Below are 25,485 nucleotides of genomic sequence, written 5' to 3' on the forward strand. Positions count from 1 at the left end.
CAGTCGGCTCACTTCCTTCTGGCTCATCGTGATCATCGTCCCTGCCCGCCTCGGTCGTGTGGTTCTCCCCATTGAAGCGGACATTTCTACTTTGCACAGACCGGACATTCTCACGTTGCACCAACACGCCGCTGCGCCGGCTTGCCGGCGTCGCCGCTTCCTGTGCTAGAATGCCGGTCTTGCTGGAGACGTGGCCGAGTGGTTGAAGGTACTCCCCTGCTAAGGGAGCATGCGGCTTATACCCGCATCGAGGGTTCGAATCCCTCCGTCTCCGCCAGTGATTACATTGAAGCCCTTGTTGATCAAGGGCTTTTTTGTTTCTGTATGATGTGCTGGATATTTCATTCCTCAACCTGATCCGGGAGCCCTCATGGCGCGTCCATCCGGTGCCGATGTCGCTGCCACCATGAATCCGGGCGCTCTGGCCTGGGCCTTGTCCGGCGGATCGGCGGTCGCCGTGGGTTTCGCGCGCTTTGGCTACGCCCTGATCCTGCCGGCGATGCGCTCGGACCTGCACCTGAACTACGCGCAGTCGGGCTGGCTCAATACCGTGAATGCGCTCGGCTATCTGCTGGGCTCTCTGCTGACCATCCACTTCGTCGCGCGGCTGGGCAACCGGCGTCTGTTCATGGGCGGCATGGTCCTGACGACGCTCTCGGTGCTGGCCAGCGGGCTGACGCAGGACTTCTTCTGGCTCAGTGTCTACCGGTTTGCGGCCGGCTTCGGCGGGGCGGGGGCCTTCATCTGCGGAGGTGTGCTGGCGGGTGTGTTGGGCACGCGCGCCATCGTGATTTTTTTCAGCGGGGGCGGCCTGGGCATGTTGCTGACGGGCGCGGCCTTGCCGTGGCTGTTTGAATGGCAGGGGGCGGTCGCCTGGCCAGTGGCGTGGATCGCCATGGGAATCATCTGTCTGCCGTGCGCCGTCGCTGCGATCCGTGCTGCAGCGACCATTGCCGAGCCCTCGTCCGCGCGCGCCAGCGCCCGGTGGCCGTGGCGATCCTGCCTGCCGATGCTGAGCGCCTATTTTATTTTCGGACTGGGCTATATCGCCTATATGACCTTCATGGTGGCCTGGGTGCGGCAACACACGGCCGACGCGACTCACCTGGCCATGATCACTTCCGTGATGTGGGGGCTGCTGGGCGTGGCGACCTTGCTGGCGCCGGTGCTCTGGGCAAGGCTGTTCAACGGGCGCCGGGACGGTCTGCCCATGGGGGCCGCCCTGCTCGTGTTGACGGCGGGCGCGGGGCTGCCCCTGGTCCTGCCCAATCTGGCGGGCATCTGGCTGTCCGCGATGCTGGTGGGCAGCAGCGTCTTCATGGTGCCATCCGGGGTGACCGGCTTCGTCAAGAGCAATCTGGCGCAGCCGGCCTGGGGCAATGCCATGGCGGTCGCCACCAGCCTGTTCGCCATCGGCCAGACGATCGGTCCGGCGGCCTGCGGATGGATCAGTGACCTGGCCGGCTCGCTGTCCTTCGGGCTGGCCGTGTCGGCCGCCGTGCTGCTCGTGGCCAGTGTGCTGGCCGCCTGGCAGAAACCGCTGGCCTGAGACGGCTTAGCGTCTCGGGAAGCTGTCATCGTAGATGTACATCGGGTCCGGACCCGGATGGAATTTCGTCACCTGGTCGCCTGCGGGCCCCATGAACACGTACATCAGCGAGTTCCAGACATGGTCCTGCTTGTAGCGGTAGCTCCAGACGATCTGGCGCACATTGGGCAGGCCGGCCGTGTCGATGATGGCGGGCGGGCCGAACTCGCAGCGCACCTGGTTCGCCGTCCACGTGCCTTGCTTCAGGATCTGGAAGTGCTCGTCCGTCAGAATGGGTTCGACCTTCTGGACGCGGCCCTGGGCGTCCACCGTGGCACCCCAGGCGTATTGCCCGAGCGGCTGGCGGGACCAGACGGCGCGGTCGTGGCCCTGGCGGTCGACGCATTGCAGCGTCGGCGCGCCGAACTGCGCCGTCACCTGGGCCAGCGGCGTGCCCGGCGGGGTGGCCGTGATGCTGGCGCAGCCCGCCAGCCAGAGGCCTGCGCCCGCTGCCAGGGCGCCTCGGGTGAGGGTGCGCGTGTATGAGCGGGAAAACATGAAACGCCTCCATATGCGGTTTTCATCCCCCGATCAGGCATCTTTGACGACGATCTCCTACAATCGGAAGGAATTTGCCGTCTGGGTGCCGAGCCCGTCGGCGCGACCGGCGGAACCGGATCCGCCCATGCGGGGGAGAAATATGCATTCTAACTTCATGGATGCCGTGCGGTCGTGCAGCGATCGGGCCATCGCTTCCGGCGATCTGCAGCCCATCGAGGCCGAACAGGTCGTGATCGAGGATCAGGGCCTGCCCTTCATCGTCCGCTGGGTGGCCGCCCTGGCAGCCAAGGACGCGGCGAAGCCGGGTGTCACGGCAGGGCAGCCTGTATCCTCGGGCCAGGACGCCGTCACGCTGCCGGGCGGGCCGCGCGACCCGAACTTCAATCCCTTCCTGAAGCCCGATCCCGCCTTGCTCGTGGGGCCGATCGGGGATCATCACGCGGCCATTCTCAATAAATTTCCCGTGTGCCTGCACCATCTGGTGCTGGCCCGGCGTACGTACGCCGAGCAGCTTTCGCCACTGGAAGCCATTGATTTTCAGGCCCTGGCCTTTGTGCTGTCGGCTCAGGGCGGCCTGGGCTTTTATAACGGCGGAGCCGCCGCGGGCGCCAGCCAGCGGCACAAGCACGTCCAATGGATTCCCGATGCGCCGGGCAACGCCTCGCTGCGCGCGCTGGGGGCCGGCCTGCCGGCCGGTCAGGCGCAGGGCACCGTCGTCCGCCATCCCGCGCTGGGCCTGGCCCACTGCTTCGTGCGCGTGGACGCCGGCCTGGGTGCCGATGCACAGGCCAGCGCCCGCGCCATGCTGATCGCGTTCGGTCAGGCCTGCGCCGCGCTCGACCTGCGCCCCGGCGCAGACGGCCTGCTGCCGCCCTGCAATATGCTGGTGGGCGATGGCTGGATGCTGGTGCTGCCGCGCAGCCAGGAACATTTCCAGGGCGTCTCCCTGAACGCCCTGTCCTTCGGCGGCACGATCTACGTGCGCGATCCGGCCCAGATCGACGCCATCCGCACGGCCGGTCCGCTGCAGGCTTTGGTCAGTGTCGGGGTGCCGGGCTGAGTTCGGAGTGTGCTGGGTAGGATCTTTCCGTCCCTTGTGGGATTTCCGATCTGGCGCAAGGCTGACACTGTATCCAGGATGTAGGTTTCCACCTCTGGATATCTATATCCGAACGGATATAATTATGTGCCAGCGTCGCAAACTCTTGTACTGGGAAGGATCCTCGAAGAAGGATTTCAAGGCCTTTCCTCTGGACGTCCAAAAGGACATGGGTGTGGCGCTGTTCATCGCTCAGTTGGGCGGGGTGCCGGATTCCGTGAAGCCCTGGACGGGCCTGGGGCCGGGGGTATACGAATTGGTAGAGGCCTATCGGGGTGATGCTTTCAGGGCGGTCTATACCGTTCGACTGGGCGATGCAGTGCATGTGTTGCACGCGTTTCAGAAGAAATCCAAATCGGGTATCGCTACGCCGCAGCCTGATGTGGATTTGATCAGAAAGCGCCTGAAGGCGGCATTGGCTCGTTATGGAACGGGCGAGAGGACATCATGAGTTTCAACGATCTTCCCCAAGGCACGGATAACGTGTTGCTGGACCTCGGGTTTGACGATGCCGAGGAATTGACCGCCAAGGCGGCGCTTGCTCTCAAGCTCAATGCCTTGATCGACCAGCGTGGTCTGAACCAGATGGACGTGGCGGCAATCACCGGCATGACCCAGCCCAAGGTTTCTCAGATTCGTCGATATAAGCTCCAGAACATCTCTCTGGAACGGCTGATGCAGGCGCTGGTGTCGCTGGATCAGCGTGTAGAGATCGTCGTGCGACCGGCGCGACGCGCACACGCGCCAGGAATTACGGTGGCTGCCTGAGCCTGAATTGGCCCGCTTGCTTCACGCAAAAAACCAATAGCACACCCCGATCGAGGCCAGCACGCCCGCCAGGTCCGCCAGCAAGGCGCAGCCCACGGCGTAGCGTGCGCGCTGGATGCCGACGGCGCCGAAATACACCGCCAGGACGTAGAAGGTCGTCTCGGTGCTGCCCTGGAGGGTGGCGGCCAGCAGGGCGGGGAAGCTGTCCGGTCCGAAGTGCTGCATGGTCTCGATCATCAGCGCGCGCGCCGCGCTGCCGGAAAAGGGCTTGACTAGCGCGGTGGGCAGGGCGTCGACGAAACGTGCGTCCAGGCCGCCCGCGTGCACCAGCCAGCGGATGCCGTCCAGCAGCACGTCCAGCGCACCGGAGGCGCGCAGCACCCCGACCGCGCACAGCATGGCGACCAGATAGGGCAGCAGCCCCTTGCAGACGTCGAAACCGTCCTTGGCGCCCTCGATGAAGCTTTCGTAGACGGGGATGCGCTTCCAGGCCCCGGCGATCAGGAAGGCGATCAGGATACCGAACAGCGCCAGATTGCCCAGCAGCGAGGACAGGGCCGCCACGGCGGCGGCGCTCATGGAGGCCAGCAGCGCCATGAAGCCGCCCAGCAGCAGCGCGCCGCTGCCCAGCCAGGCCAGCACCACGGGATCATGCAGCCGCAGCCGCTGCATGAAGGCCACCGCCAGCAAACCCGTCAAGGTCGAGGCCGATGTCGCCAGCAGAATCGGCAAAAACACCAGCGTCGGGTCGGCGGCACCCTGTTGCGCGCGGTACATGAAGATCGTCACCGGCAGCAGCGTCAGCGACGAGGCGTTCAGCACCAGGAACAGGATTTGCGCATTGCTGGCGGATTTCGGTTCCGGGTTCAGCGTCTGCAGCGCGTGCATGGCCCGCAGCCCGATCGGCGTGGCGGCATTGTCCAGCCCCAGCGCGTTGGCGGCGAAGTTCAGCGTGATCAGGCCCAGGGCCGGATGCCCGGCCGGCACCTCCGGCATCAGGCGGCGGAACAGCGGCCCCAGCAGCCGCGCCAGCCCGGCCACCAGACCGGCCGATTCGGCGATCTTCAAGAAGCCCATCCACAACGTCAGCGTGCCGAACAGCAGCAACATCAGCTTGACCGACAGGTCCGCCATGTCGAACAGGCTGGCGATCAGGCGCGCGAACACGCCCGGATCACCCAGGACGAGCCATTGGAACAGCGCGGCGGCCGCCGCGACCAGAAAGAACCCGAGCCAGAGGATGTTCAGCATGCGGTTTCCGGATTCACCAGCACCCGCCGGTCGACGTCCTGAACCCGCGTGCGCCCGCAGAAGGCCATGGTCACGTCCAGTTCGTTGGCCATCAGTTCCAGGCAGCGCTGCACCCCGGCTTCGCCGTAGGCGGCCAGCGCGTACAGGAACGCGCGGCCCACCAGCACGCCGCGCGCGCCCAGCGCCAGGGCGCGCAGCGTGTCCTGGCCGCTGCGCACGCCGCCGTCCATCAGCACCTCGATGCGGTCGCCCACCGCATGGGCGATGGCGGGCAGGGCGGCGATCGACGAAGGCGCGCCGTCCAGTTGGCGCCCGCCGTGGTTCGAGACCACCAGCGCGTCCGCGCCGGCGTCCACCGCATGGCGGGCGTCCTGCGCGTCCAGGATGCCCTTCACGATCAGCTTGCCGCCCCAGCGTTCCTTGATCCAGGCCAGATCGCCCCAGTTCAGCGTGGCGTCGAATTGTTCCGCCGTCCAGGATGCCAGGGAACGCATGTCCGCCACGCCCTTGGCGTGACCGACGATGTTGCCGAACGTGCGCCGGGGCGTGCGCAGCATCTCCAGGCACCAGTGCGGCTTGAGCGCCAGGTTCGCCAGATTGGCCAGCGTCGGGCGCGGCGGTGTGGACAGGCCGTTCTTGATGTCCTTGTGCCGCTGTCCCATCACCTGCAGGTCCAGCGTCACCATCAGGGCCGAGCAGCGTGCCGCGCGGGCGCGGTCGATCAGCCGGCCGATGAACTCCCGGTCGCGCATCACGTAGAGCTGGAACCAGAATGGCCGGCTGGTACGGGCGGCTACGTCCTCGATCGAGCAGATGCTCATGGTCGACAGCGTGAACGGCACGCCGTAGCGCTCCGCCGCCCGGGCGGCCAGGATCTCGCCGTCGGCGCGCTGCATGCCTGTCAGTCCAGTCGGCGCCAGGGCCAGCGGCATCGTCACGTCCTCGCCCAGCAGGCGCGCGCGCAGGCTGCGTCGGGCGATGTCCACCGCCACCCGCTGGCGGAATTTCAACGCCTGCAGATCGGCCTCGTTGGCGCGGTAGGTGGATTCGGTCCAGGAGCCCGAGTCCATGTAGTCGTAGAACATGCGCGGCACGCGGCGCCGCGCGACGCGTCGGAAGTCCTCGACACAGGTGATCTTGTTCAGGGCGGGCAAGGGTGGCCTACGGAAGATTGGGGTTGCTGTGATGGAGGCGATGATACGACGTCCTCAGTTTGAATCCGATCTCCGTGTCCGGCTACGACGTTCGGATACAACTCTAGGGTAATTCCCGATCTTGGCCGAAGGGATGGGGCGCGATGTTGTGAACATGCAACGACTTCCCGGGAAACTGGCGGGTTTGTCGCGCTCAACATGGCGTTCGCTCCGGATTTTTGATGCAATGTCTACAACTTCCCATCGCGGAGTTGGAAGAGCAGCGGCACAGGTTGTTGTTGGCCTGCTCTGATTCACACAAATCTACGGAGATTTCTTACATGAAAAAGACTCTGCTCGCCGCCGCTCTGCTGGCTGGTTTCGCCACCGCCGGTGTTGCTCAAGCGGAAACGTCCGTGACGCTGTACGGCATCCTGGATACCGGCTACGGCTACCAGAACTATAAGTACAACCACACCAACCGCGCCGGTGTGAATAATGACATCCGCGCTCGTTCCTCGGGCCTGCGCGACGGTACCTTCAACGGCAGCCGTTGGGGTCTGAAGGGTGCCGAAGACCTGGGCGACGGCCTGCGCGCCATCTTCCAACTGGAAGCCCACGTCAACCTGGGTGGTAGCGGTGGCGCTGCCCACAGCGGCTTCAACCGCCAGTCCTTCGTCGGTCTGTCCAGCGACAGCTGGGGTACCTTCACGATGGGCCGCCAGTACTCCGCCGGCACGGAAGTCTTCCAGGGCCCCAACGGCGTGAACCTGGGTGACGCCGACAAGGTCTTCGGCGCCGTCGGCCTGGGCGAAGGCACCCGCGTCGAAAACTCCTTCAAGTACGTGACGCCCGATCTGTCCGGCTTCAAGGCCATCCTGATGTACGGCACGGGTGATGACGCCAACGCCGCCGGCGGCAACACGACTGTTGGCCGCAATGGCAACATTACCACCGCCGACCGCGGTGCCCGCGTGTCTATCGGTGCTTCGTACACCAACGGCCCGATCGGTGTCGGCGCCAGCTACGACCGTCAAAGCCAGTACGGGCAGAACCTCTCGTCGCTCGTTCCGCCTGTTGCGGCTGACCGCTCGGCTGCTACTTCCTGGGTCCTCAGCGGCTCCTACGACTTTGAAGTCGTGAAGCTGGCGCTGGCCTACGGCCAGGATCGTCACGGCAAGATCGGTTGGAACGGTGCTGCTGGCGGCTTCGTCGGTGGTACGGGTCTGGCCGACACGTCTGTCCTGTTCGACGATTTCAAGTCGAACAACTACCATGTGGGCCTGAGCGCCCCGATCGGTGGCGGCACTCTGTACGGCGGCTGGAACTACTCCACGTCCAACCTGGACGACGACAGCAAGCTGGGCAGCGACGCCGGCAGCATCAGCGCCTACCAGCTGAACTACGTGTACCCCCTGTCCAAGCGCACCAGCCTGTACACCTACGCTTCTTACATGAAGAACGTCGGTTACGTGAAGGACCTGAAGGGTACCGAAGCGGGCGTGGGTATCAACCACAAGTTCTAATCGTCTCGCGTAGCTTGTCTACGCTTGCGATGCAGCCCGGCTTGCCGGGCTGTCACGAACGCCGCCGGGGGCTTCGGTCCCCGGCAACAAGAAGGCCACCCTCGGGTGGCCTTCTTGCGTCTGTGCCCGGCGCGGCGGACACTCTACGCGGTCATTGTCATGAAAACTCTTGCCGCTGCCTCTATCGCTGTCTTGTCCCTGGGCCTTGCCTGTGCGGGCATCGCACAGGCTGATCAGGGCAATTACCCGGACATCTCGACGGCCAGGTCTTCCTCGATAACACCGCACTGCATCCTTCTTAAGACTCGGCCATTGCCGTGTCAGGCTGCAGCATCAGGCCGAAAAGCCTGCCGCGTCCAAAGCGCGGCAGGCTTTTTCGCATACTGCACACACATCCGTAGTCGTCGCGTTCAGGAAGGACATTTCTAGCCAACCGTAGTTGTGCGGGGTGTCGGCTGGCTTGCAAGCCGGTCATCATGAAGCTTCTGGCCCTCGCTGGGTTTGTTTTGCTTTTGTCTACACAAAGGCGTAAGCTGACATGAAGATCGCGAGCTTTGAATGGGATGCCGGAAACTGGCCGAAATGTGGCCGGCATGGTGTGTCTCGGGAATCGATTGAGCATATGTTCGAGTCGGCGCGGCTGGCGCCTGACGTGCGACATTTGCAGCGAGAGCCGCGTTACATTGCGGTGGGACGCAGTCTTCAGGGGCGACCGATGTTCGTGGCTTTTGCGCTCAGGCTGCGGGGTGGCGTGCTTGTCATCCGTCCCATCAGCGCCCGCTACATGCATGCCCGGGAGGCAAGCCGCTATGAAGAAAGTTCCTCGATTTGAGTCTGATCAGGCTGCAGAGGCTTTTCTCGATCAGGACCTGTCCGATCTGGATTTTTCGCAGTTCAAACCCATGCATTTCGAACTCGAACCCAAGTCCGCCTCACTGAACATGCGCCTGCCCGCCACGCTGCTCGATGCGGTCAAGGCTCGGGCGAAGGCCAGAGGCATCCCCTATACCCGCTACGTACGCATGTTGTTGGAAGCGGACGTCATGCGGCATCAGCATTCGTAGGCCGTTGATCACGCAGCGTATCCGCGCCGTCGGCCTTCATCGCTCCATCTCGCCCGGCGGGATGCGTCTTTTCAGGCGCTTGAAAGGGTTCTCGTGATCTTCTGAATCCTTGGAAACCTCTGAACAAGTCCTCGCGCCGCGTGCATCTGCGGTCTCGGGCGGTCTGCGGCGTTGCTCATCCTTGCCATAGCGACGGCTATGGCTGCGGTTCGCGCCTTGCATCCCATCCCGATCCGCAGCGCTCGCTTTCCGCCCGACTGATTCAGAGATTTCCTTGATCTCGAATATGTTTCCACTGCGGGTTTTCCCGGCGATCGGGCTTGTCGAAATGCTACAATCCCGTGGTTTGATCTTTTGGAACAGGGGCCATCCATGAATCTGGCACAGTACTTTCCCGTGCTGCTTTTCATCATCGTCGCTACGCTGATCGGCGCGGCCCTGCTGGGTGCGGGCCGCCTGCTGGGACGGAACGTGCCGGATCCCGAAAAGCTCTCGGCCTACGAGTGCGGCTTCGAGACCTTTGGCGATTCGCGCATGAAATTCGACGTGCGCTACTACCTCGTGGCCATCTTGTTCATCATGTTCGACCTGGAAATCGCCTTCCTGTTCCCCTGGGCCATGGCCAATGGCACGGTGGGCATGGTCGGTTTCTGGACGGTCGCCATCTTCCTGGGCGTGCTGACGGTCGGTTTCATCTACGAGTGGCGGCGCGGCGCGCTGGACTGGGAATAAACGGGGGTTCATATGGCTATCGAAGGTGTCATGGACAAAGGTTTCATCACCACCAGTGCGGACAAGTTCCTGAACTGGGCAAAGACGGGCTCGCTGTGGCCCATGACGTTTGGCCTGGCCTGTTGCGCGGTCGAGATGATGCACGCCGGCGCGGCGCGCTACGACCTGGACCAGTTCGGGATCATTTTCCGTCCCAGCCCGCGTCAGTCCGACCTGATGATCGTGGCCGGCACGCTGTGCAACAAGATGGCCCCTGCGCTGCGCAAGGTCTACGACCAGATGCCCGAACCCCGCTGGGTGGTTTCGATGGGGTCGTGCGCCAACGGCGGCGGCTACTACCACTATTCCTATTCCGTGGTGCGCGGCTGTGACCGTATCGTGCCGGTGGACGTCTACGTGCCGGGCTGCCCGCCCACGGCAGAAGCCCTGGTCTACGGCCTGCTGCAGATGCAGAACAAGATCCGCCTGACCAACACCATCGCCCGCTAGGCGCCGTCCAACCGTTGATACACACGCTATGACACGGCTACAGACTTTAGACACGAATCTGCGCGCGGTCCTGGGGGACTCGGCTGAACTGACCGAGGATCGCGGCGAACTGACGCTGCGGGTGCCTGCGGACGCCTGGGTGGAAACCTGTCGCGTGCTGCGCGACCACGCCAGCCTGCGCTTCGAAACCTGCATGGACCTTTGCGGGATCGATTATTCCGCCTGGAAGGCGCCTACCTACGACGCCGGTGACGCGCATCCCCAGCGTTTCGCCGTGGTGATCCACCTGCTGTCGGTGACGCACAACTGGCGCCTGCGGGTGCGGGCCTATACGCCGGACGATGCCTTCCCGGTGATCGCCTCGCTGGTGGACATCTGGCCCTCGGTCAACTGGTACGAACGCGAGGCCTTCGACCTGTACGGCATCGTCTTCGAAGGCCACCCCGACCTGCGCCGCATCCTGACGGACTACGGCTTCATCGGCCATCCGTTCCGCAAGGACTTCCCGATTTCCGGGCACGTGGAAATGCGCTACGACCCTGAGCAGAAGCGCGTCGTCTATCAACCCGTCACGATCGAGCCGCGCGAGGTCACCCCGCGCATCGTGCGCGAAGACCACTACGGCATAGAACGGTACTGACATGGCAGAAATCCAGAACTACAACCTGAACTTCGGCCCGCAGCACCCGGCCGCCCACGGGGTGTTGCGCCTGGTGCTCGAACTGGACGGCGAAGTCGTCCAGCGCGCCGACCCGCACATCGGGCTGCTGCACCGCGCCACTGAAAAACTGGCGGAAACCCGCACCTACCTGCAGACGCTGCCCTATATGGATCGTCTGGACTACGTGTCCATGATGAGCAACGAGCACGCCTACTGCATGGCGGTGGAAAAGCTGCTGGGCATCCAGATTCCGCTGCGCGCGCAGTACATCCGCGTCATGTTCGACGAGATCACGCGCATCCTGAACCACCTGATGTCGCTGGGTTCGCACGCCCTGGACGTGGGCGCTATGGCGGTGTTCCTGTACGCCTTCCGCGAGCGCGAAGACCTGATGGACTGCTACGAGGCAGTCTCCGGTGCGCGCATGCACGCGGCCTACTATCGTCCGGGCGGGGTGTACCGCGACCTGCCCGACAGCATGCCGCAGTTCAAGGGCTCCAAGTACCGCTCCGACAAGGAAGTGCGCGCCATGAACGAGGCGCGTTCGGGCTCGCTGCTGGACTTCATCGAGGACTTCACCAACCGCTTCCCGGCCTGTGTGGACGAATACGAAGTCCTGCTGACGGACAACCGCATCTGGAAGCAGCGTCTGGTGGACGTCGGCGTGGTGTCGCCCGAACGCGCACTGGCGCTGGGCTTCACCGGCCCGATGCTGCGCGGCTCCGGCATCGAATGGGATCTGCGCAAGCACCAGCCCTACGAAGTCTACGATCGCGTCGAATTCGACATTCCCGTGGGCGTGAACGGCGACAGCTACGACCGCTATCTCTGCCGCATCGCGGAAATGCGCGAATCCAACCGCATCATCCGCCAGTGCGTGGAATGGCTGCGCAACAATTCCGGCCCGGTCATCACCGGCAACCACAAGGTCGCCCCGCCCGCGCGCGAACGCATGAAGACGGGCATGGAAGACCTGATCCACCACTTCAAGCTCTTCACCGAGGGCATGCACGTCCCCGAAGGCGAGGCCTATGCCGCCGTCGAACACCCCAAGGGCGAGTTCGGCATCTATCTGGTGTCCGACGGGGCCAACAAGCCCTACCGCATGAAGATCCGCGCACCGGGCTTCGCCCACTTGCACGCGCTGGAAGAAATGTCCAAGGGCCACATGATCTCCGACGTGGTCACCATCATCGGGACCCAGGACATCGTGTTCGGCGAGATCGATCGCTAGCCGCTCGGACATCACAGGGAATCTGATTATGTTGCTTTCCGAACAAGCCTACCGGAACATCGACCGGGAAATCGCCAAGTATCCGGCGGACCAGAAGCAGTCCGCCGTGATGGCTGCGCTGACGATCGCTCAGGGCGAGCAAGGCTGGGTGTCGCCGGACGTGATCCGCGACGTGGCCGCCTACCTGGGCATGCCGCCGGTCGCCGTCCAGGAAGTCGCCACTTTCTACAACATGTACAACACCAGGCCGGTGGGGCGCTACACGCTGTCCATCTGCACCAATCTGCCCTGTGCGCTCCAGGGCGGCACAGAGGCGGCCGCGCACCTCAAGCGCACGCTGGGTATCGATTTTCACGAAACCACGCCGGACGGCCTGTTCACCCTGGTCGAGGGTGAATGCATGGGTGCCTGTGGTGACGCGCCCGTGATGCTGGCCAACGGCACGCACATGTGCTGCCGCATGCAGCCGGAAAAGATCGACGCCCTGATCGGTGAACTGAAGGAATCCGCATGAGCGCCCTGGACGTACTGCAGAAATTCTCCACGGACGCCCTCGCGCCCGATCTGGGCGGCGATCCCGCCCGCAGCATGATTTTCCACGGCCGCCACATCCAGCCGCAGATCCTGGCCGATCTGGACGGGCATAACTGGGGCATCCGCGACTACATGGCGCGCGGCGGCTACGAAGCCCTGAAAAAAGTCCTGTCGGGCATGACGGCCGACGACGTGATCGCCGAACTGAAGGCGTCGAACCTGCGCGGCCGAGGCGGCGCAGGCTTTCCGACGGGCCTGAAGTGGTCCTTCATGCCGCGCAACATCCCCGGCCAGAAATACGTCGTCTGCAACTCGGACGAGGGCGAGCCCGGTACCTTCAAGGACCGCGACATCCTGCGCTACAACCCGCACGCCGTGATCGAAGGCATGATCATCGGCGGTTTCGCGATGGGCGCGTCGGTGGGCTACAACTACATCCACGGCGAGATTTTCCAGATCCACCAGCGCTTTGAACAAGCCCTGGAAGAAGCCCGCGAGGCCGGCTTCCTGGGCGAGAACATCCTGGGTTCGGGCTTCAGCTTCCAGTTGCACTCGCACCATGGTTTTGGCGCCTACATCTGCGGCGAAGAAACCGCGCTGCTGGAATCCCTGGAAGGCAAAAAAGGCCAGCCGCGCTTCAAGCCGCCGTTCCCGGCCAGCTTCGGTCTGTACGGCAAGCCCACCACGATCAACAACACGGAAACCTTCGCGGCCGTGCCCTGGGTGATCCGCCTGGGTTCGCAAGCCTATGCCGAGGCCGGGGTCGAAAAGGCGGGCGGCACCAAGATCTTCTCGATCTCGGGCGACGTCGAACGCCCCGGCAACTACGAAATCCCGCTGGGTACGCCGTTTGCCACGCTGCTGGAACTGGCGGGCGGGATGCGCGGCGGGCGCAAGCTGAAGGCCGTGATCCCCGGCGGATCCTCGTCGCCCGTGGTGCCGGCCGACATCATGATGCAGACCAATATGGACTATGACTCCATCGCCAAGGCCGGCTCCATGCTGGGTTCGGGCGCGGTCATCGTCATGGACGAGACCCGCTGCATGGTCAAGTCGCTGATGCGTCTGTCGTATTTCTACTTCGAGGAATCCTGCGGCCAATGCACGCCCTGCCGCGAGGGCACGGGCTGGCTGTACCGCATGATGAACCGCATGGAACACGGCCAGGGCACGATGGAGGACATCGACACCCTGGATTCCGTAGCGCACAACATGATGGGGCGCACGATTTGCGCCCTGGCCGATGCGGCCGCCATGCCCGTGCGCAGCTTCATCAAGCATTTCCGCGACGAATTCGTGCACCACGTGGACCATAAGGACTGCGTGGTTGCCAAGTATCTGTAGGGTCAGGACACGCCATGGTAGAACTCACCATCGACGGACTTAAGGTCGAAGCCGCAGAAGGCAGCATGGTCATCCAGGCCGCCCACGCGGTGGGCCTGTACATCCCCCATTTCTGCTATCACAAGAAACTCAGCATTGCCGCCAACTGCCGCATGTGCCTGGTCGAGGTCGAAAAGGCCCCCAAGGCCATGCCGGCCTGTGCGACGCCGGTCACCAACGGCATGGTGGTGCATACCCGCTCGCCCAAGGCCATCGACGCCCAGCGCGCGGTGATGGAATTCCTGCTGATCAACCACCCGCTGGACTGCCCGGTCTGCGACCAGGGCGGTGAATGCCAGTTGCAGGATCTGGCCGTGGGCTACGGCGAATCGGCCTCGCGCTACAAGGAACCCAAGCGCGTGGTCTTCCACAAGTCCATGGGTCCGCTGATTTCGGCCGAGCAGATGCAGCGTTGCATCCACTGCACGCGCTGCGTGCGCGTGGGCCAGGAAATCAGCGGCTATATGGAACTCGGCATGCTGAACCGGGGCGAGTTCTCCGAAATCACCACGTTTGTGGGCGAGGCCGTGGAATCCGAACTGTCGGGCAACATGATCGATGTCTGCCCGGTGGGCGCGTTGCTGTCCAAGCCCTTCAGCATGAACGCCCGCACCTGGGAACTGGCCCGGCGCCGCTCGGTCAGCCCGCACGACAGCGTGGGGGCCAACCTGGTGGTGCAGACCAAGATGGACCGCGTGCTGCGCGTGGTGCCGTTTGAAAACGAGCCGGTCAACGAATGCTGGATCAGCGATCGTGATCGCTTCTCCTACGCCGGCCTGTACTCCGAAGACCGCCTGCAGCACCCGATGGTGCGCGGCTGCGACGGCCAGTGGCACGAGGCCTCCTGGTCCGACGCACTGCAGTCCGTGGTCACCGGCCTGAAGCAGGTGCGCGAGGACGGCGGCAGCGCCCAGATCGGCGCGCTGGCCACCGAGACCGCCACACTCGAAGAACTGGCTCTGCTGGCGCGTCTGACGCGCGCCCTGGGTTCGGACAACATCGACTTCCGCCTGCGCGGCGACGGCGCGGCTTTTGACGCCGTGCGTTCGGGCGCGCCCTGGCTGGGCCTGCCGATCGCCGACCTGAATACCCTGGACCGCACCCTGGTGGTGGGCTCCTTCCTGCGCAAGGATCATCCGTTGCTGGCGCAGCGCCTGCGTCAGGCGGCCAAGCGCGGCATGCAACTGTCCCTGGTGGACAGCGTCGCCGCCGATCCTCTGGTGCCGGTCGCCGGCCGTTTGACGGTCAAGCCCTCGGCCCTGGTGTCGGCGCTGGCCGAGGTCGCTGTGGCGCTGGCCGAGTTCAAATCCCAGCCTGCGCCCGAAGGCCTGTCCGGCGTTCAGCCGGGCGAGTCCGCGCGCGCCATTGCCGCCAGCCTCGCCTCGGGCGAGCGGGTGGCGGTGCTGATGGGCAATCTGGCTCTGGCCGACGATCAGGCTGCGCAACTGGCCGCCAATGCCCAGACCATCGCCAATCTGGCGGGCGGTCGCTTTGGTTTCCTGACCCCCGGCGGCAACACCGTGGGCGGCTACCTGGCGGGCGCCGTGCCGGCCGATGGCGGCCTGGATGCCCGGCGCATGCTGGGCGGCGAGCCCCTCAAGGCCTATCTGGTGCTGCACGCCGAACCGCGCCTGGACAGCGAACTGGGCGAGCGCGCCGTGCGCGCACTGCAGGGTTCGGCCATGGCGGTGGCTTTCACGGCCTTCCGCTCGGCGGCCGAGGACTGGGCCGACGTGATGCTGCCGATCGCGCCCTTCACGGAAACCTCCGGCACTTTCGTCAACGCCGAAGGCCGCGTGCAGAGCTTCAAGGGCGTGGCCGCCCCGGTGGGCGATACCCGCCCGGCCTGGAAGGTCCTGCGCGTGCTGGGCAATCTGATGGACCTGCAGGGCTTCGATGACGAGACTTCCGAATCGGTGCGCGACACCGTGATGGTCGGGGGGCTGGACGGCCGCCTGTCCAACGAGATCCGTCTGGCGCCGGCCGCAACCGCCGCGGCCGCCGGCCTGGAACGCGTCGCCGAACTGCCCATCTACCGCACCGATGCGCTGGTGCGCCGTTCGCAGCCGCTGCAAGAGCACATCAGTTCCGCGCCGCCGCGCGCGGCGATGAACGCCGCCACGCTGCAGGCGCAGGGCCTGTCGGACGGGGACGCCGTGCGCGTGTCCACGGTCCACGGCTCGGCCGAACTGGAGGCCGCCCTGGACGACACGGTGGCCGACGGGGCCGTGCGCATCGCCGGGGCCTTTGAACAGACCGCCGCCTTGGGCATGGGCTCGGGCGCAATCCAGGTGGAGCGTCGCTAATGGACTGGTTGAACACCCTCAACGCCTTCGGCGTCGACCTGATCGGCGAGACCCCCTGGCTGCTGGTCTGGACACTGGTGAAGATCGTCGTCATCGCCGTGCCCATCATTCTGTGCGTGGCGTATCTGACGTACTGGGAACGCAAGATGATCGGCGCCATGCACGTGCGCCTGGGACCCACCCGTGTGGGTTACCGGGGTCTGCTGCAGCCCTTCGCCGACGTGTTCAAGCTGCTGACCAAGGAACTGATCGTTCCGTCCCAGGCCAACCGCGTCTTGTACGTGCTGGCCCCGGTGGTGACGCTGATGCCGGCGCTGGCCGCCTGGGCGGTGATTCCGTTTCAGCCCGAAGTCGTCCTGGCCGACATCAACGCGGGTCTGCTGTTCATCCTGGCCATCACCTCGGTCGAAGTCTACGGCGTCATCATGGCCGGCTGGGCGTCGAACTCGAAATACGCCCTGCTGGGCGCGCTGCGCGCCTCGGCGCAGATGGTGTCCTATGAACTGGGCATCGGCTTCGTCATGGTCACGGTGCTGCTGGTTTCCGGCACGCTGAACCTGTCGGGCATCGTCGAGGGCCAGACCGTCGGCTACTTTGCCGGCATGGGTCTGAACTTCCTGTCCTGGAACTGGCTGCCGCTGCTGCCGCTGTTCGTGATCTACGTCGTGTCCTCGGTGGCGGAAACCAATCGCCACCCCTTCGACGTGGTGGAAGGCGAATCGGAAATCGTGGCCGGCCACATGGTGGAATATTCCGGCATGGGCTTCGCGCTGTTCTTCCTGGGCGAATACGCCAACATGATTCTGCTGTCGGCGATGGCTGCGATCATGTTCCTGGGCGGCTGGGCCGCGCCGCTGGACTTCGCGCCCTTCACCTGGGTGCCGGGCTGGCTGTGGCTGGGGATCAAGACTTTCGTGGTGGTGTCCATGTTCATCTGGTTTCGCGCGACGTTCCCGCGCTACCGCTACGACCAGATCATGCGTCTGGGCTGGAAGGTCTTCATCCCCCTGACGGGGATCTGGCTGGTGGTGGTGGCGATCTGGATGCAGACGCCCTGGAACATCTGGCAGTAAGGGGTACGAGATGGAAGCGATCAAGGATTTCTTCGGCAGTCTGATGCTGAAGGAAATGCTCGAAGGCATGCGCCTGACGGGCAAATACTTCTTCAAACGCAAGATCACGCTGCGTTATCCGGTGGAAAAGACGCCGGCCTCGCCGCGGTTCCGCGGCCTGCACGCGCAGCGTCGATATGCCAACGGCGAAGAACGCTGCATTGCCTGCAAGCTGTGCGAAGCAGTCTGCCCGGCCCTGGCCATCACGATCGAGTCGCACCAGCGCGAGGACGGCACGCGCCGCACCACGCGCTACGACATCGATCTGGCCAAGTGCATCTTCTGCGGTTTCTGCGAAGAAGCCTGTCCCACGGACGCCATCGTGGAGACGCACCTGCACGAATACCACGGTGAAAAGCGCGGCGACCTGTACTACACCAAGGACATGTTGCTGGCCGTGGGCGACCGCTACGAGTCGGAAATCGCGGCTCGCCGCGCCGCCGACGCGCCTTATCGTTGATGCCGGGAACACCGACCATGAGTTTCGATACCGTTCTGTTCTACCTGCTGGCCATCGTGCTGGTCGTGGCGGCGTTCCGCGTCATCACGGCCACCAGCCCCGTGACCGGGGTGCTGCACCTGATCCTGACCTTCTTCACCGCATCCATGATGTGGATGCTGCTCCAGGCCGAATTCCTGGCGCTGGTGCTGGTGATCGTCTACGTCGGCGCCGTGATGGTGCTGTTCCTGTTCGTCGTCATGATGCTCGACATGCGTACCGAGGGCCTGAAGCAGGGCCTGAAGGTCTACCTGCCGCTGGGCCTGACCATCGGCGGGATCATGGTGCTGGAAATGGCCTTCGTGGTGATGCGTTCCTGGGGCAACGCCCCGGCGCTGCCGACTCCGGCCGATGATTTCGACAACACCCTGGCCCTGGGCACCGCAATGTATACCCAGTACGCCTACGCCGTCGAAATCGGCGGGGTGGTGCTGCTGGTGGGCATGATTTGCGCGATTGCCCTGACCATGCGCAAGCGCGCCGACTACAAGCGCACCAACCCGAGCAAGCAGGTGCGCGTGCGTGCCGCCGACCGGGTGCGCCTGGTGAGCATGCCCGCACAGGTCGAGACGCCCGACGTGCAATCCGAAGGAGCCGAAAAATGACCATAGGCCTGAGCCATTACCTGATCGTCGGAGCGATCCTGTTCGCCGTGGGCGTGTTCGGCTTCTTCCTGAACCGCCGCAACCTGATCGTGCTGCTGATGTCGATCGAACTGATCCTGCTGGCAGCCAATATGAACTTCGTCGCCTTTTCCATCGGATCGGGCGACCCGGCCGGACAGATCTTCGTGTTCTTCGTGCTGACCGTGGCCGCCGCCGAAGCCGCCATCGGGCTGGCCATCCTGGTGTTGCTGTTCCGCAATCTCAGCACCATCAACGTCGACAAGCTCGACTCGCTGAAGGGGTAGTCACGCCATGTCCGCACAGAATCTGTATCTCCTGATCGCCCTGGCGCCGCTGGTCACTGCCGTGATCGCCGGTTTCTTCGGCACAGGCTTTCTCGGCTCCTGGCTGGGACGCCGCGGTTCGCATCTGCTGACCATCCTGGGGGTGGCGGTGTCCTTCGTCGGCTCGCTGCTGGTGCTGCAGCAGGTGCTGGACGGCCAGACCTTCGAAGGCACGGTCTACACCTGGTCCATGATCGGTTCGGTCAAGTTCGAGATCGGCTTCCTGATCGATCCGCTGACGGCGCTGATGATGGTGGTGGTGACCTCGGTGTCACTGATGGTGCATATCTACACCATCGGCTACATGTCCGACGATCCGGGCTATCAGCGCTTCTTCTCCTACATCTCGCTGTTCACCTTCTCCATGCTGATGCTGGTGATGGCGAACAACATGCTGCAACTGTTCTTCGGCTGGGAAGCCGTGGGCCTGGTGTCCTACCTGCTGATCGGTTTCTACTATGGCCGTCCGACCGCAGTGTTCGCCAACCTGAAGGCCTTCATGGTGAACCGCGTGGGCGACTTCGGCTTCGTGCTGGGGATCGGCCTGCTGTATGCCTACACCGGCAGCCTGAACTACGCCGAGGTCTTCGCCCAGGTCGACAAGCTGTCCGGCCTGTTGTTCCCGGGCACCGAATGGCATCTGCTGACCGTGGTCAGCCTGACGCTGTTCGTGGGTGCCATGGGTAAATCCGCCCAGGCTCCGCTGCACGTCTGGCTGCCCGATTCCATGGAAGGCCCGACGCCGATTTCCGCCCTGATCCACGCCGCCACCATGGTGACGGCCGGGATCTTCATGGTCGCCCGCTTCTCGCCCGTGTTCGAGATGTCGCCCACGGCGCTGTCGGTCATCATCGTGATCGGCGCCTTCGGCGCGCTGTTTCTGGGCATCCTCGGGGTGGTGCAGAACGACATCAAGCGCGTGGTGGCTTATTCCACGTTGTCGCAACTGGGCTACATGACGGTGGCGCTGGGCGCCTCGGCCTACCCGGTGGCGATCTTCCACCTGATGACGCACGCCTTCTTCAAGGCGCTGCTGTTCCTGGGCGCGGGTTCGGTCATCCTGGGCATGCATCACGACCAGGACATGCGCAACATGGGCGGCCTGCGCAAGTACATGCCGATCACCTGGATCACCATGCTGATCGGCACGCTGGCCCTGGTGGGCACGCCGTTCTTCTCGGGCTTCTATTCCAAGGAACACATCATCGAGGCCGCCGGCGCGGCCGGCGTCTGGGGGGCGAACTTCGCCTACTACGCGACGCTGTGCGGCGTGTTCGTGACCTCGCTGTATTCCTTCCGCCTGTACTTCCTGGTCTTCCACGGCAAGGAACGCTTCGACCTGAAGCACGGCCCGGCGCACGTCCATCATGACGAAGGCCGCACGCTGGCCGGCCACGACGCGCATGGTCACGATGCCCACGGCCATGACGGGCATCACGGCGGCGGCCTGCCCAAGGAATCGCCCTGGGTGGTGACGTTGCCGCTGGTGCTGCTGGCGGTGATGTCGGTGGTGGCAGGGGTCTGGTTCATCGATCCGCTGCTGTTCAACGGCTATTTCGCCAAGAGCATCACGATTGCGTCCCATCATCCGGCCATGGCTGAACTGGCCCGCGAATGGCACGGCTGGGTGGCCTTCGGCTTGCACGGTTTCATGACGGTGCCGTTCCTGCTGCTGGTGGCCGGCTTCGTGGTCTCCTGGTACTGCTGGCTGGTGAACCCGTCGGTGCCTGCGGCGTTCGCGCGCAGCCTGGCGCCGATCTATCGCCTGCTCGACAACAAGTACTACTTCGACTGGTTCAATGAAAACGTCATCGCCCGTCTGACCCGCGCCCTGGGGCGCGGCCTGTGGCAGGGTGGCGACCGCAGCATCATCGACGGCCTGATCGTCAACGGCAGCGCGCGGCTGGTGGGGGCCACGGCCGCCACGGCCCGCCTGCTGCAGTCCGGCTACATCTATCACTACGCCTTCGCCATGATCATCGGCATCATGGTGTTTCTCACTTTCTTCGTCTTGATGGTTCACTGATGGCTAGCGAAATGGCGTCCTCTACACTCCCCTGGCTGACCCTCTCGATCTTCGTCCCGATCTTCTTCGGGCTGCTGGTGCTGCTGATCGGCCGGGACGACAATCCGGGCCCGGCCCGGGTGCTTTCGCTGGTCGGCTCCATCGTCGGGCTGCTGGTGACCATTCCCCTGTACACCGGCTTCAACCCGGATACGGCCGACATGCAGTTCGTCGAAAAGACGTCCTGGATCGAGACCTTCAACCTCAACTATCACCTGGGGATCGACGGCATCTCGGTGTGGTTCGTGCTGCTGACGGCCTTCATCACCATCATCGTGGTGCTGGCCGGCTGGGAAATCATCAAGTCGCGCGTAGCTCAGTACATGGCCGCGTTCCTGATTCTGTCGGGTCTGATGATCGGGGTGTTCTGCGCCCTGGACGGCATGCTGTTCTACGTGTTCTTCGAGGCCACCCTGATTCCGATGTACATCATCATCGGCGCCTGGGGCGGTCCGAACCGCGTGTACGCGGCCTTCAAGTTCTTCCTGTATACGCTGATGGGTTCGCTGTTGACCCTGATCGCCTTCATCTATCTGTGGCACGCCTCGGGCGGGTCCTTCGATGTGGCGACCTGGCACAAGCTGCCCCTGAGCTATACCGAACAGATCTTCATCTTCGTGGCGCTGCTGGCGGCCTTCGCGGTCAAGGTGCCGATGTGGCCGGTGCACACCTGGCTGCCCGACGCTCACGTCGAGGCGCCCACGGGTGGCTCCATCGTGCTGGCGGCCATCATGCTGAAGCTGGGCGCCTACGGTTTCCTGCGCTTTTCGCTGCCGATCGCCCCGGATGCCTCGCACAGCCTGGCCGGCCTGATGATCGCGCTGTCGCTGATCGCGGTGATCTACATCGGCCTGGTCGCCATCGTCCAGGACGACATGAAAAAGCTCGTGGCGTATTCGTCCGTGGCGCACATGGGCTTCGTGACCCTGGGCTTTTTCGTGTTCAACGTCACCGGCCTGGAAGGCGCCATCGTCCAGATGATTTCGCACGGTTTCGTGTCGGGTGCCATGTTCATGTGCATCGGCGTCATGTACGACCGCCTGCACACGCGGCGCATCGACGCCTACGGCGGGGTGGTGCACCGCATGCCGCGTTTCGTCACGTTTTTCGTGCTGTTTTCCATGGCCAACGCGGGCCTGCCGGGCACCAGCGGCTTCATCGGTGAATTCACCGTGATCCTGGGTGCGGTGCAGTACGACTTCTGGATCGGCCTGCTGGCCGCCACGGCCCTGATCTGGGGCGCGGGTTATTCGCTGTGGATGGTCAAGCGCGTGGCCTTCGGCCCCGTGGCCAACGAACAGGTGGACGGCATGTCCGACCTGTGCAGCCGCGAATTCCTGATCCTGGGCCTGCTGGCCATCCTGACGCTGTTCATGGGCATCTATCCGAAGCCCTTCACGGACCTGATGCATCCCTCGGTGCAAGCCTTGCTGCAGCACGTGTCCCTCTCGAAACTGTAGGCCTGAACCACTATGCAAAATCTTTTCGACTTCGCGCTGGCGACACCCGAGATCGTTCTGCTGGTGCTGACCGGGGCGGTGCTGCTGATCGACGCTTTCGGCAACGAGCCCTCGCGGCGCATGACTTTCATGCTGACCATGGGTACGCTGCTGGTGGTCATCCTGGTGTCCTGGGGGCAGTGGGGCGAGGCCATGCAGGGCCGTACCTTCAGCGGTCTGTACGTGGCTGATCCGCTGGGCCATTTCCTGAAGATCCTGTCGGCCATCACGGTGGGCGTGACACTGATCTACGGCCGTGCCTACGCTGAAAAGCGTGACATGGTGGCGCGTGGCGGCGACATGTATTCCCTGACGCTGCTGACCCTGCTGGGCGTGTTCGTGATGATCTCGGCCGGCAGCATGTTGACGGTGTACCTGGGCGTGGAACTGATGTCCTTCGCCCTGTATGGTCTGGTGGCCCTGCGCCGCGATCATCTGGCTTCCACCGAAGCCGCGATGAAATACTACGTGCTAGGCTGTCTGGCTTCTGGCATTTTGCTGTACGGCATGTCCATGATCTACGGCGCCACCGGCCATCTGGGCCTGACCGAGATCGCTCAGGTGATCCGTGACGGCGGTGCCGATCGCTTGCCGCTGGTGTTCGGCGTGGTGTTCATCGTCTCGGGTCTGGCCTTCAAGATGACGGCCGCGCCTTTCCACATGTGGACGCCCGACGTCTACCAGGGCGCGCCGACCACGGTCACGCTGCTGGTGGGTTCGGCCCCGAAGTTCGCCGCCCTGGTCATTACGCTGCGTCTGCTGATCGAAGCCCTGCACGGCATCGCAGTGGACTGGCAGCCGATGCTGCTGATCCTGGCCGTGCTGTCGCTGGCCATCGGCAATATCGTCGCCATCGCCCAGACCAACTTCAAGCGCATGCTGGCCTATTCGACCATCGGCCAGATGGGCTTCGTGTTCCTGGGCCTGATGTCCGGCGTGTACGAAGGCCAGGCCGGCGCCAGCGCCGCAGCCTACGGCTCCTCGCTGTTCTATGTGGTCATCTACGTGCTGACCACGCTGTCCACCTTCGGTCTGATCCTGCTGCTGTCGCGTCAGGGTTTCGAGTGCGAGGAAATCTCCGACCTCAAGGGGCTGAACCACCGCAACCCGCTGCTGGCCGGCGTGCTGCTGCTGTCCATGTTCTCTCTGGCGGGCATTCCTCCGCTGGCGGGCTTCTACGCCAAACTGGTCGTGCTGCAGGCCGTGGTCAGCGCCGGTCATGTCTGGCTGGCCGTGTTCGCGGTGATGTGCTCGCTGATCGGTGCCTTCTACTATCTGCGTGTGGTCAAGACGGCCTACTTCGACGAGCCCGAGGACAGCGTCACGCTGGGCGCCGGTACGCTGGCCACGCGCGGCGTGATGTCCCTGAACGGCCTGCTGGTGATCGGCCTGGGGATCCTGCCGGGCGGTCTGATGTCCCTGTGCGTGGACGTCATCCGCCAGTCCCTGTCCTTCTGAACGGGTTGTTCGCATGTCCCTGACGGCGGCGGCCTGGATCGTCATTCTCTGCGCCTTGGTCATGGCCAATCTGCCGTTCCTGCTGGAACGGCGGTTGGCACCCTGGCCTTGGGCGGCGGGCGACGCGCAGCCCGGTCTGGTGCGTTGGGGCCTGGGCCTAGTCTTTCTGGCAGCGCTGGCCCTGTGGTCATGGGGCACGCTGAATCTGGTGGGTGGGGCTTTCGCCGGCGGCGGCGCGACGACGGTGCTGTTCTTGCTGAAGCTGCTGGTGAGCCTGCTGGTCGCCGGGGCGCTGCTGGCGCTGCCGGGCTGGCGCCGGACTGCTTCGGGCACGGCTGCCGCGGGTGCGGTCTCAGCCGGTGCGCCGCGCGGTGTCGGGCACGTCAAGTCCTTCTTTGACCGCCTGCTGGAAGTCCTGATCGGCTATGTGCTGGTCGGCACCCTGGGCTTCGCCCTGGAACTGAACCTGGGCAATGCCTTTCCCCAGCGCTGGGAATTCTATGCCGTGACCCTGGCCCTGTTTCTGGTGCTGGGCTATCCAGGGTTCGTCTGGCGCTATATGTTGCGCCGACGGCGCTGATCAGCCGACGGGTTGATTGCGTTTGGCGCCCCGTCCGGGCGCCGCTTCTTTTCCTGTCCTTGGATTCATGACGCCCCGGGCGTCCACAGCACGTCCGCGTCCACGTCGGCCAGCGTGCGGCAGCCCGTCAGGGCCATCGCCACTTCCAGTTCCCCGCGCAGCACCTGGATCAGGTGCGCCAGGGCGGGTGCGCCGCCGACCGCCAGGGCGTGCAGCGCGGGCCGGCCGATCAGCACGCCCCGGGCGCCCAGCGCCAGCGCTTTGAGGATGTCCGTCCCGCGCCGGATGCCGCCGTCCGCCAGGATGGGGATGCGGTCCGCCACGGCCCGCGCGATGGCCGGCAGGGCTTCGCAGGTGGAGGGCAGGGTGTCCAGGCAGCGGCCTCCGTGGTTGGAGACGATCAGGCCGTCGATCCCGTGCGCCAGGGCCAGGCGCGCGTCCTCCGGGTCCAGAATGCCCTTGAGCCACAGGGGTGTGCCGGCAGGCAGATATGTCCGCAGCCAGGTCACGTCGTCCCAGGTGGGCGCGGCGTCCAGCAGGCCGCTGTCGAACAGGGGGCTGCCGCCGGGCGGCGCTGTCCGCGTAGTTGGCGGCGACAGACCGTCCAGATGCACGGAGCGGATCATGTCGGGCCGGCGGAAACCGCCGCGCTGCTCGACGTTGCGCACGCCGTTCACGGGCGCATCCACGGTCAGCACCAGGGCGCGGGCACCGGCCCGCAGGGCGCGGCCTGCCAGCGCCAGCGTGTCCTCGCGGCGGGTCTGGGCGTAGAGCTGGAACCACAGAGGGGGAGGCTCGGGCAGGGCGGCCAGGGTTTCAATGGCCGTGCCGGACTGGGCGCTGAGCACATAAGGCGTGCCGGTGGCCGCAGCCGCCAGCGCGGTGGCGGTTTCGCCGTCCGGGTGGACCAGGCCGTGCCAGGCGGTGGGGGCGATCAGGATCGGGTGCGCCAGGGTCTGGCCGTGCAATTCGATGCGGGTATGGGCGCCGGCCAGCGGCCGCAGCACGCGGCCGCGCAGCCGCAGGGCCGGCCAGGCGTCGAGATTGGCGCGGG

The 25,485-nt window shown here is 64.6% G+C and carries 26 protein-coding genes and 1 tRNA gene; 23 read left to right on the top strand and 4 right to left on the bottom strand.

The annotated features are described in order from the left end of the window. Window positions 1-184: 184 nt before the first annotated feature. A tRNA-Ser gene (locus tag WA983_RS09920) sits at window positions 185-277 on the top strand. Between the two features lie 93 nt (window positions 278-370). Continuing rightward, complete coding sequence (locus WA983_RS09925) at window positions 371-1,549, top strand: YbfB/YjiJ family MFS transporter (protein ID WP_424249041.1); 1,179 nt, start codon at window positions 371-373, stop codon at window positions 1,547-1,549. A gap of 6 nt (window positions 1,550-1,555) precedes the next feature. Here WA983_RS09925 and WA983_RS09930 read toward each other — a convergent pair whose 3' ends face one another. Next, window positions 1,556-2,086 carry a hypothetical protein gene (locus WA983_RS09930; protein ID WP_424311982.1) on the bottom strand — a complete coding sequence of 177 codons (531 nt, stop codon included), beginning with the start codon at window positions 2,084-2,086 and terminating at the stop codon, window positions 1,556-1,558. Window positions 2,087-2,228: 142 nt separating this feature from the next. Here WA983_RS09930 and WA983_RS09935 point away from each other — a divergent pair, with 142 nt between their 5' ends. The 3 genes from WA983_RS09935 (at window position 2,229) to WA983_RS09945 (ending at window position 3,956) form a co-directional block, all read left to right on the top strand. Continuing rightward, window positions 2,229-3,149, top strand: a complete 921-nt coding sequence (locus WA983_RS09935; RefSeq protein WP_424311983.1) for an ATP adenylyltransferase family protein — start codon at window positions 2,229-2,231, stop codon at window positions 3,147-3,149. A gap of 124 nt (window positions 3,150-3,273) precedes the next feature. After that, window positions 3,274-3,639 carry a type II toxin-antitoxin system RelE/ParE family toxin gene (locus tag WA983_RS09940; RefSeq protein ID WP_424248863.1) on the top strand — a complete coding sequence of 122 codons (366 nt, stop codon included), beginning with the start codon at window positions 3,274-3,276 and terminating at the stop codon, window positions 3,637-3,639. Next, on the top strand, window positions 3,636-3,956 hold the full coding sequence (locus WA983_RS09945; protein WP_424248865.1) for a helix-turn-helix domain-containing protein: 321 nt from the start codon (window positions 3,636-3,638) through the stop codon (window positions 3,954-3,956). Before WA983_RS09940 ends, WA983_RS09945 begins: the two co-directional genes overlap by 4 nt. Before the next feature lie 21 nt (window positions 3,957-3,977). On the opposite strand, the gene WA983_RS09950 is transcribed toward WA983_RS09945, so the two are convergent. After that, complete coding sequence (locus WA983_RS09950) at window positions 3,978-5,207, bottom strand: nucleoside recognition domain-containing protein (protein ID WP_424311984.1); 1,230 nt, start codon at window positions 5,205-5,207, stop codon at window positions 3,978-3,980. Continuing rightward, the gene (locus tag WA983_RS09955; RefSeq protein WP_424311985.1) at window positions 5,201-6,361 is read right to left on the bottom strand and encodes an alpha-hydroxy acid oxidase; all 1,161 of its coding nucleotides are present in this window, start codon (window positions 6,359-6,361) and stop codon (window positions 5,201-5,203) included. Before WA983_RS09955 ends, WA983_RS09950 begins: the two co-directional genes overlap by 7 nt. Window positions 6,362-6,681: 320 nt before the next feature. Between WA983_RS09955 and WA983_RS09960 the strand changes: the two genes are divergently transcribed. From WA983_RS09960 to WA983_RS10045, 18 genes are all read left to right on the top strand, one after another. Continuing rightward, on the top strand, window positions 6,682-7,866 hold the full coding sequence (locus tag WA983_RS09960) for a porin (protein WP_424249699.1): 1,185 nt from the start codon (window positions 6,682-6,684) through the stop codon (window positions 7,864-7,866). Window positions 7,867-8,404: 538 nt separating this feature from the next. Then, window positions 8,405-8,698 carry a BrnT family toxin gene (locus WA983_RS09965; protein ID WP_424311986.1) on the top strand — a complete coding sequence of 98 codons (294 nt, stop codon included), beginning with the start codon at window positions 8,405-8,407 and terminating at the stop codon, window positions 8,696-8,698. Further along, window positions 8,676-8,930, top strand: a complete 255-nt coding sequence (locus WA983_RS09970; RefSeq protein WP_278736382.1) for a BrnA antitoxin family protein — start codon at window positions 8,676-8,678, stop codon at window positions 8,928-8,930. The genes WA983_RS09965 and WA983_RS09970 overlap by 23 nt, the downstream gene beginning before the upstream one ends. Before the next feature lie 372 nt (window positions 8,931-9,302). Continuing rightward, a complete protein-coding gene (locus WA983_RS09975; RefSeq protein ID WP_278736381.1) occupies window positions 9,303-9,662 on the top strand; it encodes an NADH-quinone oxidoreductase subunit A in 360 nt (119 codons plus the stop codon). 12 nt (window positions 9,663-9,674) lie between these two features. Next, a complete protein-coding gene (locus WA983_RS09980) occupies window positions 9,675-10,151 on the top strand; it encodes a NuoB/complex I 20 kDa subunit family protein (protein ID WP_043680684.1) in 477 nt (158 codons plus the stop codon). A 28-nt stretch (window positions 10,152-10,179) separates the two neighbouring features. Further along, complete coding sequence (locus WA983_RS09985; protein WP_278736380.1) at window positions 10,180-10,791, top strand: NADH-quinone oxidoreductase subunit C; 612 nt, start codon at window positions 10,180-10,182, stop codon at window positions 10,789-10,791. A 1-nt stretch (window position 10,792) separates the two neighbouring features. Beyond that, complete coding sequence (locus WA983_RS09990; RefSeq protein WP_424249695.1) at window positions 10,793-12,046, top strand: NADH-quinone oxidoreductase subunit D; 1,254 nt, start codon at window positions 10,793-10,795, stop codon at window positions 12,044-12,046. A gap of 28 nt (window positions 12,047-12,074) precedes the next feature. Next, window positions 12,075-12,560, top strand: a complete 486-nt coding sequence (gene nuoE, locus WA983_RS09995; protein ID WP_424249693.1) for an NADH-quinone oxidoreductase subunit NuoE — start codon at window positions 12,075-12,077, stop codon at window positions 12,558-12,560. Then, on the top strand, window positions 12,557-13,924 hold the full coding sequence (gene nuoF, locus WA983_RS10000; RefSeq protein ID WP_424249692.1) for an NADH-quinone oxidoreductase subunit NuoF: 1,368 nt from the start codon (window positions 12,557-12,559) through the stop codon (window positions 13,922-13,924). The genes nuoE and nuoF overlap by 4 nt, the downstream gene beginning before the upstream one ends. Before the next feature lie 14 nt (window positions 13,925-13,938). Beyond that, window positions 13,939-16,269 (top strand): NADH-quinone oxidoreductase subunit NuoG, encoded by a 2,331-nt coding sequence (gene nuoG / locus WA983_RS10005; RefSeq protein WP_424311987.1) that lies wholly within the window; start codon window positions 13,939-13,941, stop codon window positions 16,267-16,269. Further along, window positions 16,269-17,342: an NADH-quinone oxidoreductase subunit NuoH gene (gene nuoH, locus WA983_RS10010; protein ID WP_424249689.1), complete on the top strand. Its 1,074-nt coding sequence runs from the start codon at window positions 16,269-16,271 to the stop codon at window positions 17,340-17,342. The genes nuoG and nuoH overlap by 1 nt, the downstream gene beginning before the upstream one ends. Before the next feature lie 10 nt (window positions 17,343-17,352). Next, complete coding sequence (nuoI, locus tag WA983_RS10015) at window positions 17,353-17,841, top strand: NADH-quinone oxidoreductase subunit NuoI (RefSeq protein WP_376812728.1); 489 nt, start codon at window positions 17,353-17,355, stop codon at window positions 17,839-17,841. A 17-nt stretch (window positions 17,842-17,858) separates the two neighbouring features. Continuing rightward, complete coding sequence (locus WA983_RS10020) at window positions 17,859-18,485, top strand: NADH-quinone oxidoreductase subunit J (RefSeq protein ID WP_424249687.1); 627 nt, start codon at window positions 17,859-17,861, stop codon at window positions 18,483-18,485. Continuing rightward, complete coding sequence (gene nuoK, locus WA983_RS10025) at window positions 18,482-18,790, top strand: NADH-quinone oxidoreductase subunit NuoK (protein WP_424311988.1); 309 nt, start codon at window positions 18,482-18,484, stop codon at window positions 18,788-18,790. Before WA983_RS10020 ends, nuoK begins: the two co-directional genes overlap by 4 nt. Before the next feature lie 7 nt (window positions 18,791-18,797). After that, window positions 18,798-20,855 (top strand): NADH-quinone oxidoreductase subunit L, encoded by a 2,058-nt coding sequence (gene nuoL, locus WA983_RS10030; RefSeq protein ID WP_424249684.1) that lies wholly within the window; start codon window positions 18,798-18,800, stop codon window positions 20,853-20,855. 11 nt (window positions 20,856-20,866) lie between these two features. Beyond that, window positions 20,867-22,354: an NADH-quinone oxidoreductase subunit M gene (locus tag WA983_RS10035; RefSeq protein ID WP_424249682.1), complete on the top strand. Its 1,488-nt coding sequence runs from the start codon at window positions 20,867-20,869 to the stop codon at window positions 22,352-22,354. A 12-nt stretch (window positions 22,355-22,366) separates the two neighbouring features. Further along, entirely contained in the window at window positions 22,367-23,851 is a 1,485-nt protein-coding gene (gene nuoN / locus WA983_RS10040) for an NADH-quinone oxidoreductase subunit NuoN (protein ID WP_424249680.1), read from the top strand. Window positions 23,852-24,104: 253 nt separating this feature from the next. After that, window positions 24,105-24,431, top strand: coding sequence for a DUF2818 family protein (locus WA983_RS10045; protein WP_424311990.1), 327 nt, complete (start codon window positions 24,105-24,107; stop codon window positions 24,429-24,431). A 65-nt stretch (window positions 24,432-24,496) separates the two neighbouring features. Here the strand turns inward: WA983_RS10045 and WA983_RS10050 are convergent. Continuing rightward, on the bottom strand, window positions 24,497-25,485 hold a 989-nt coding region (locus WA983_RS10050), incomplete at its 5' end, for an alpha-hydroxy acid oxidase (RefSeq protein ID WP_424311989.1).

The organism is Castellaniella sp. (assembly GCF_049650445.1).
GTDB lineage: Bacteria > Pseudomonadota > Gammaproteobacteria > Burkholderiales > Burkholderiaceae_B > Castellaniella.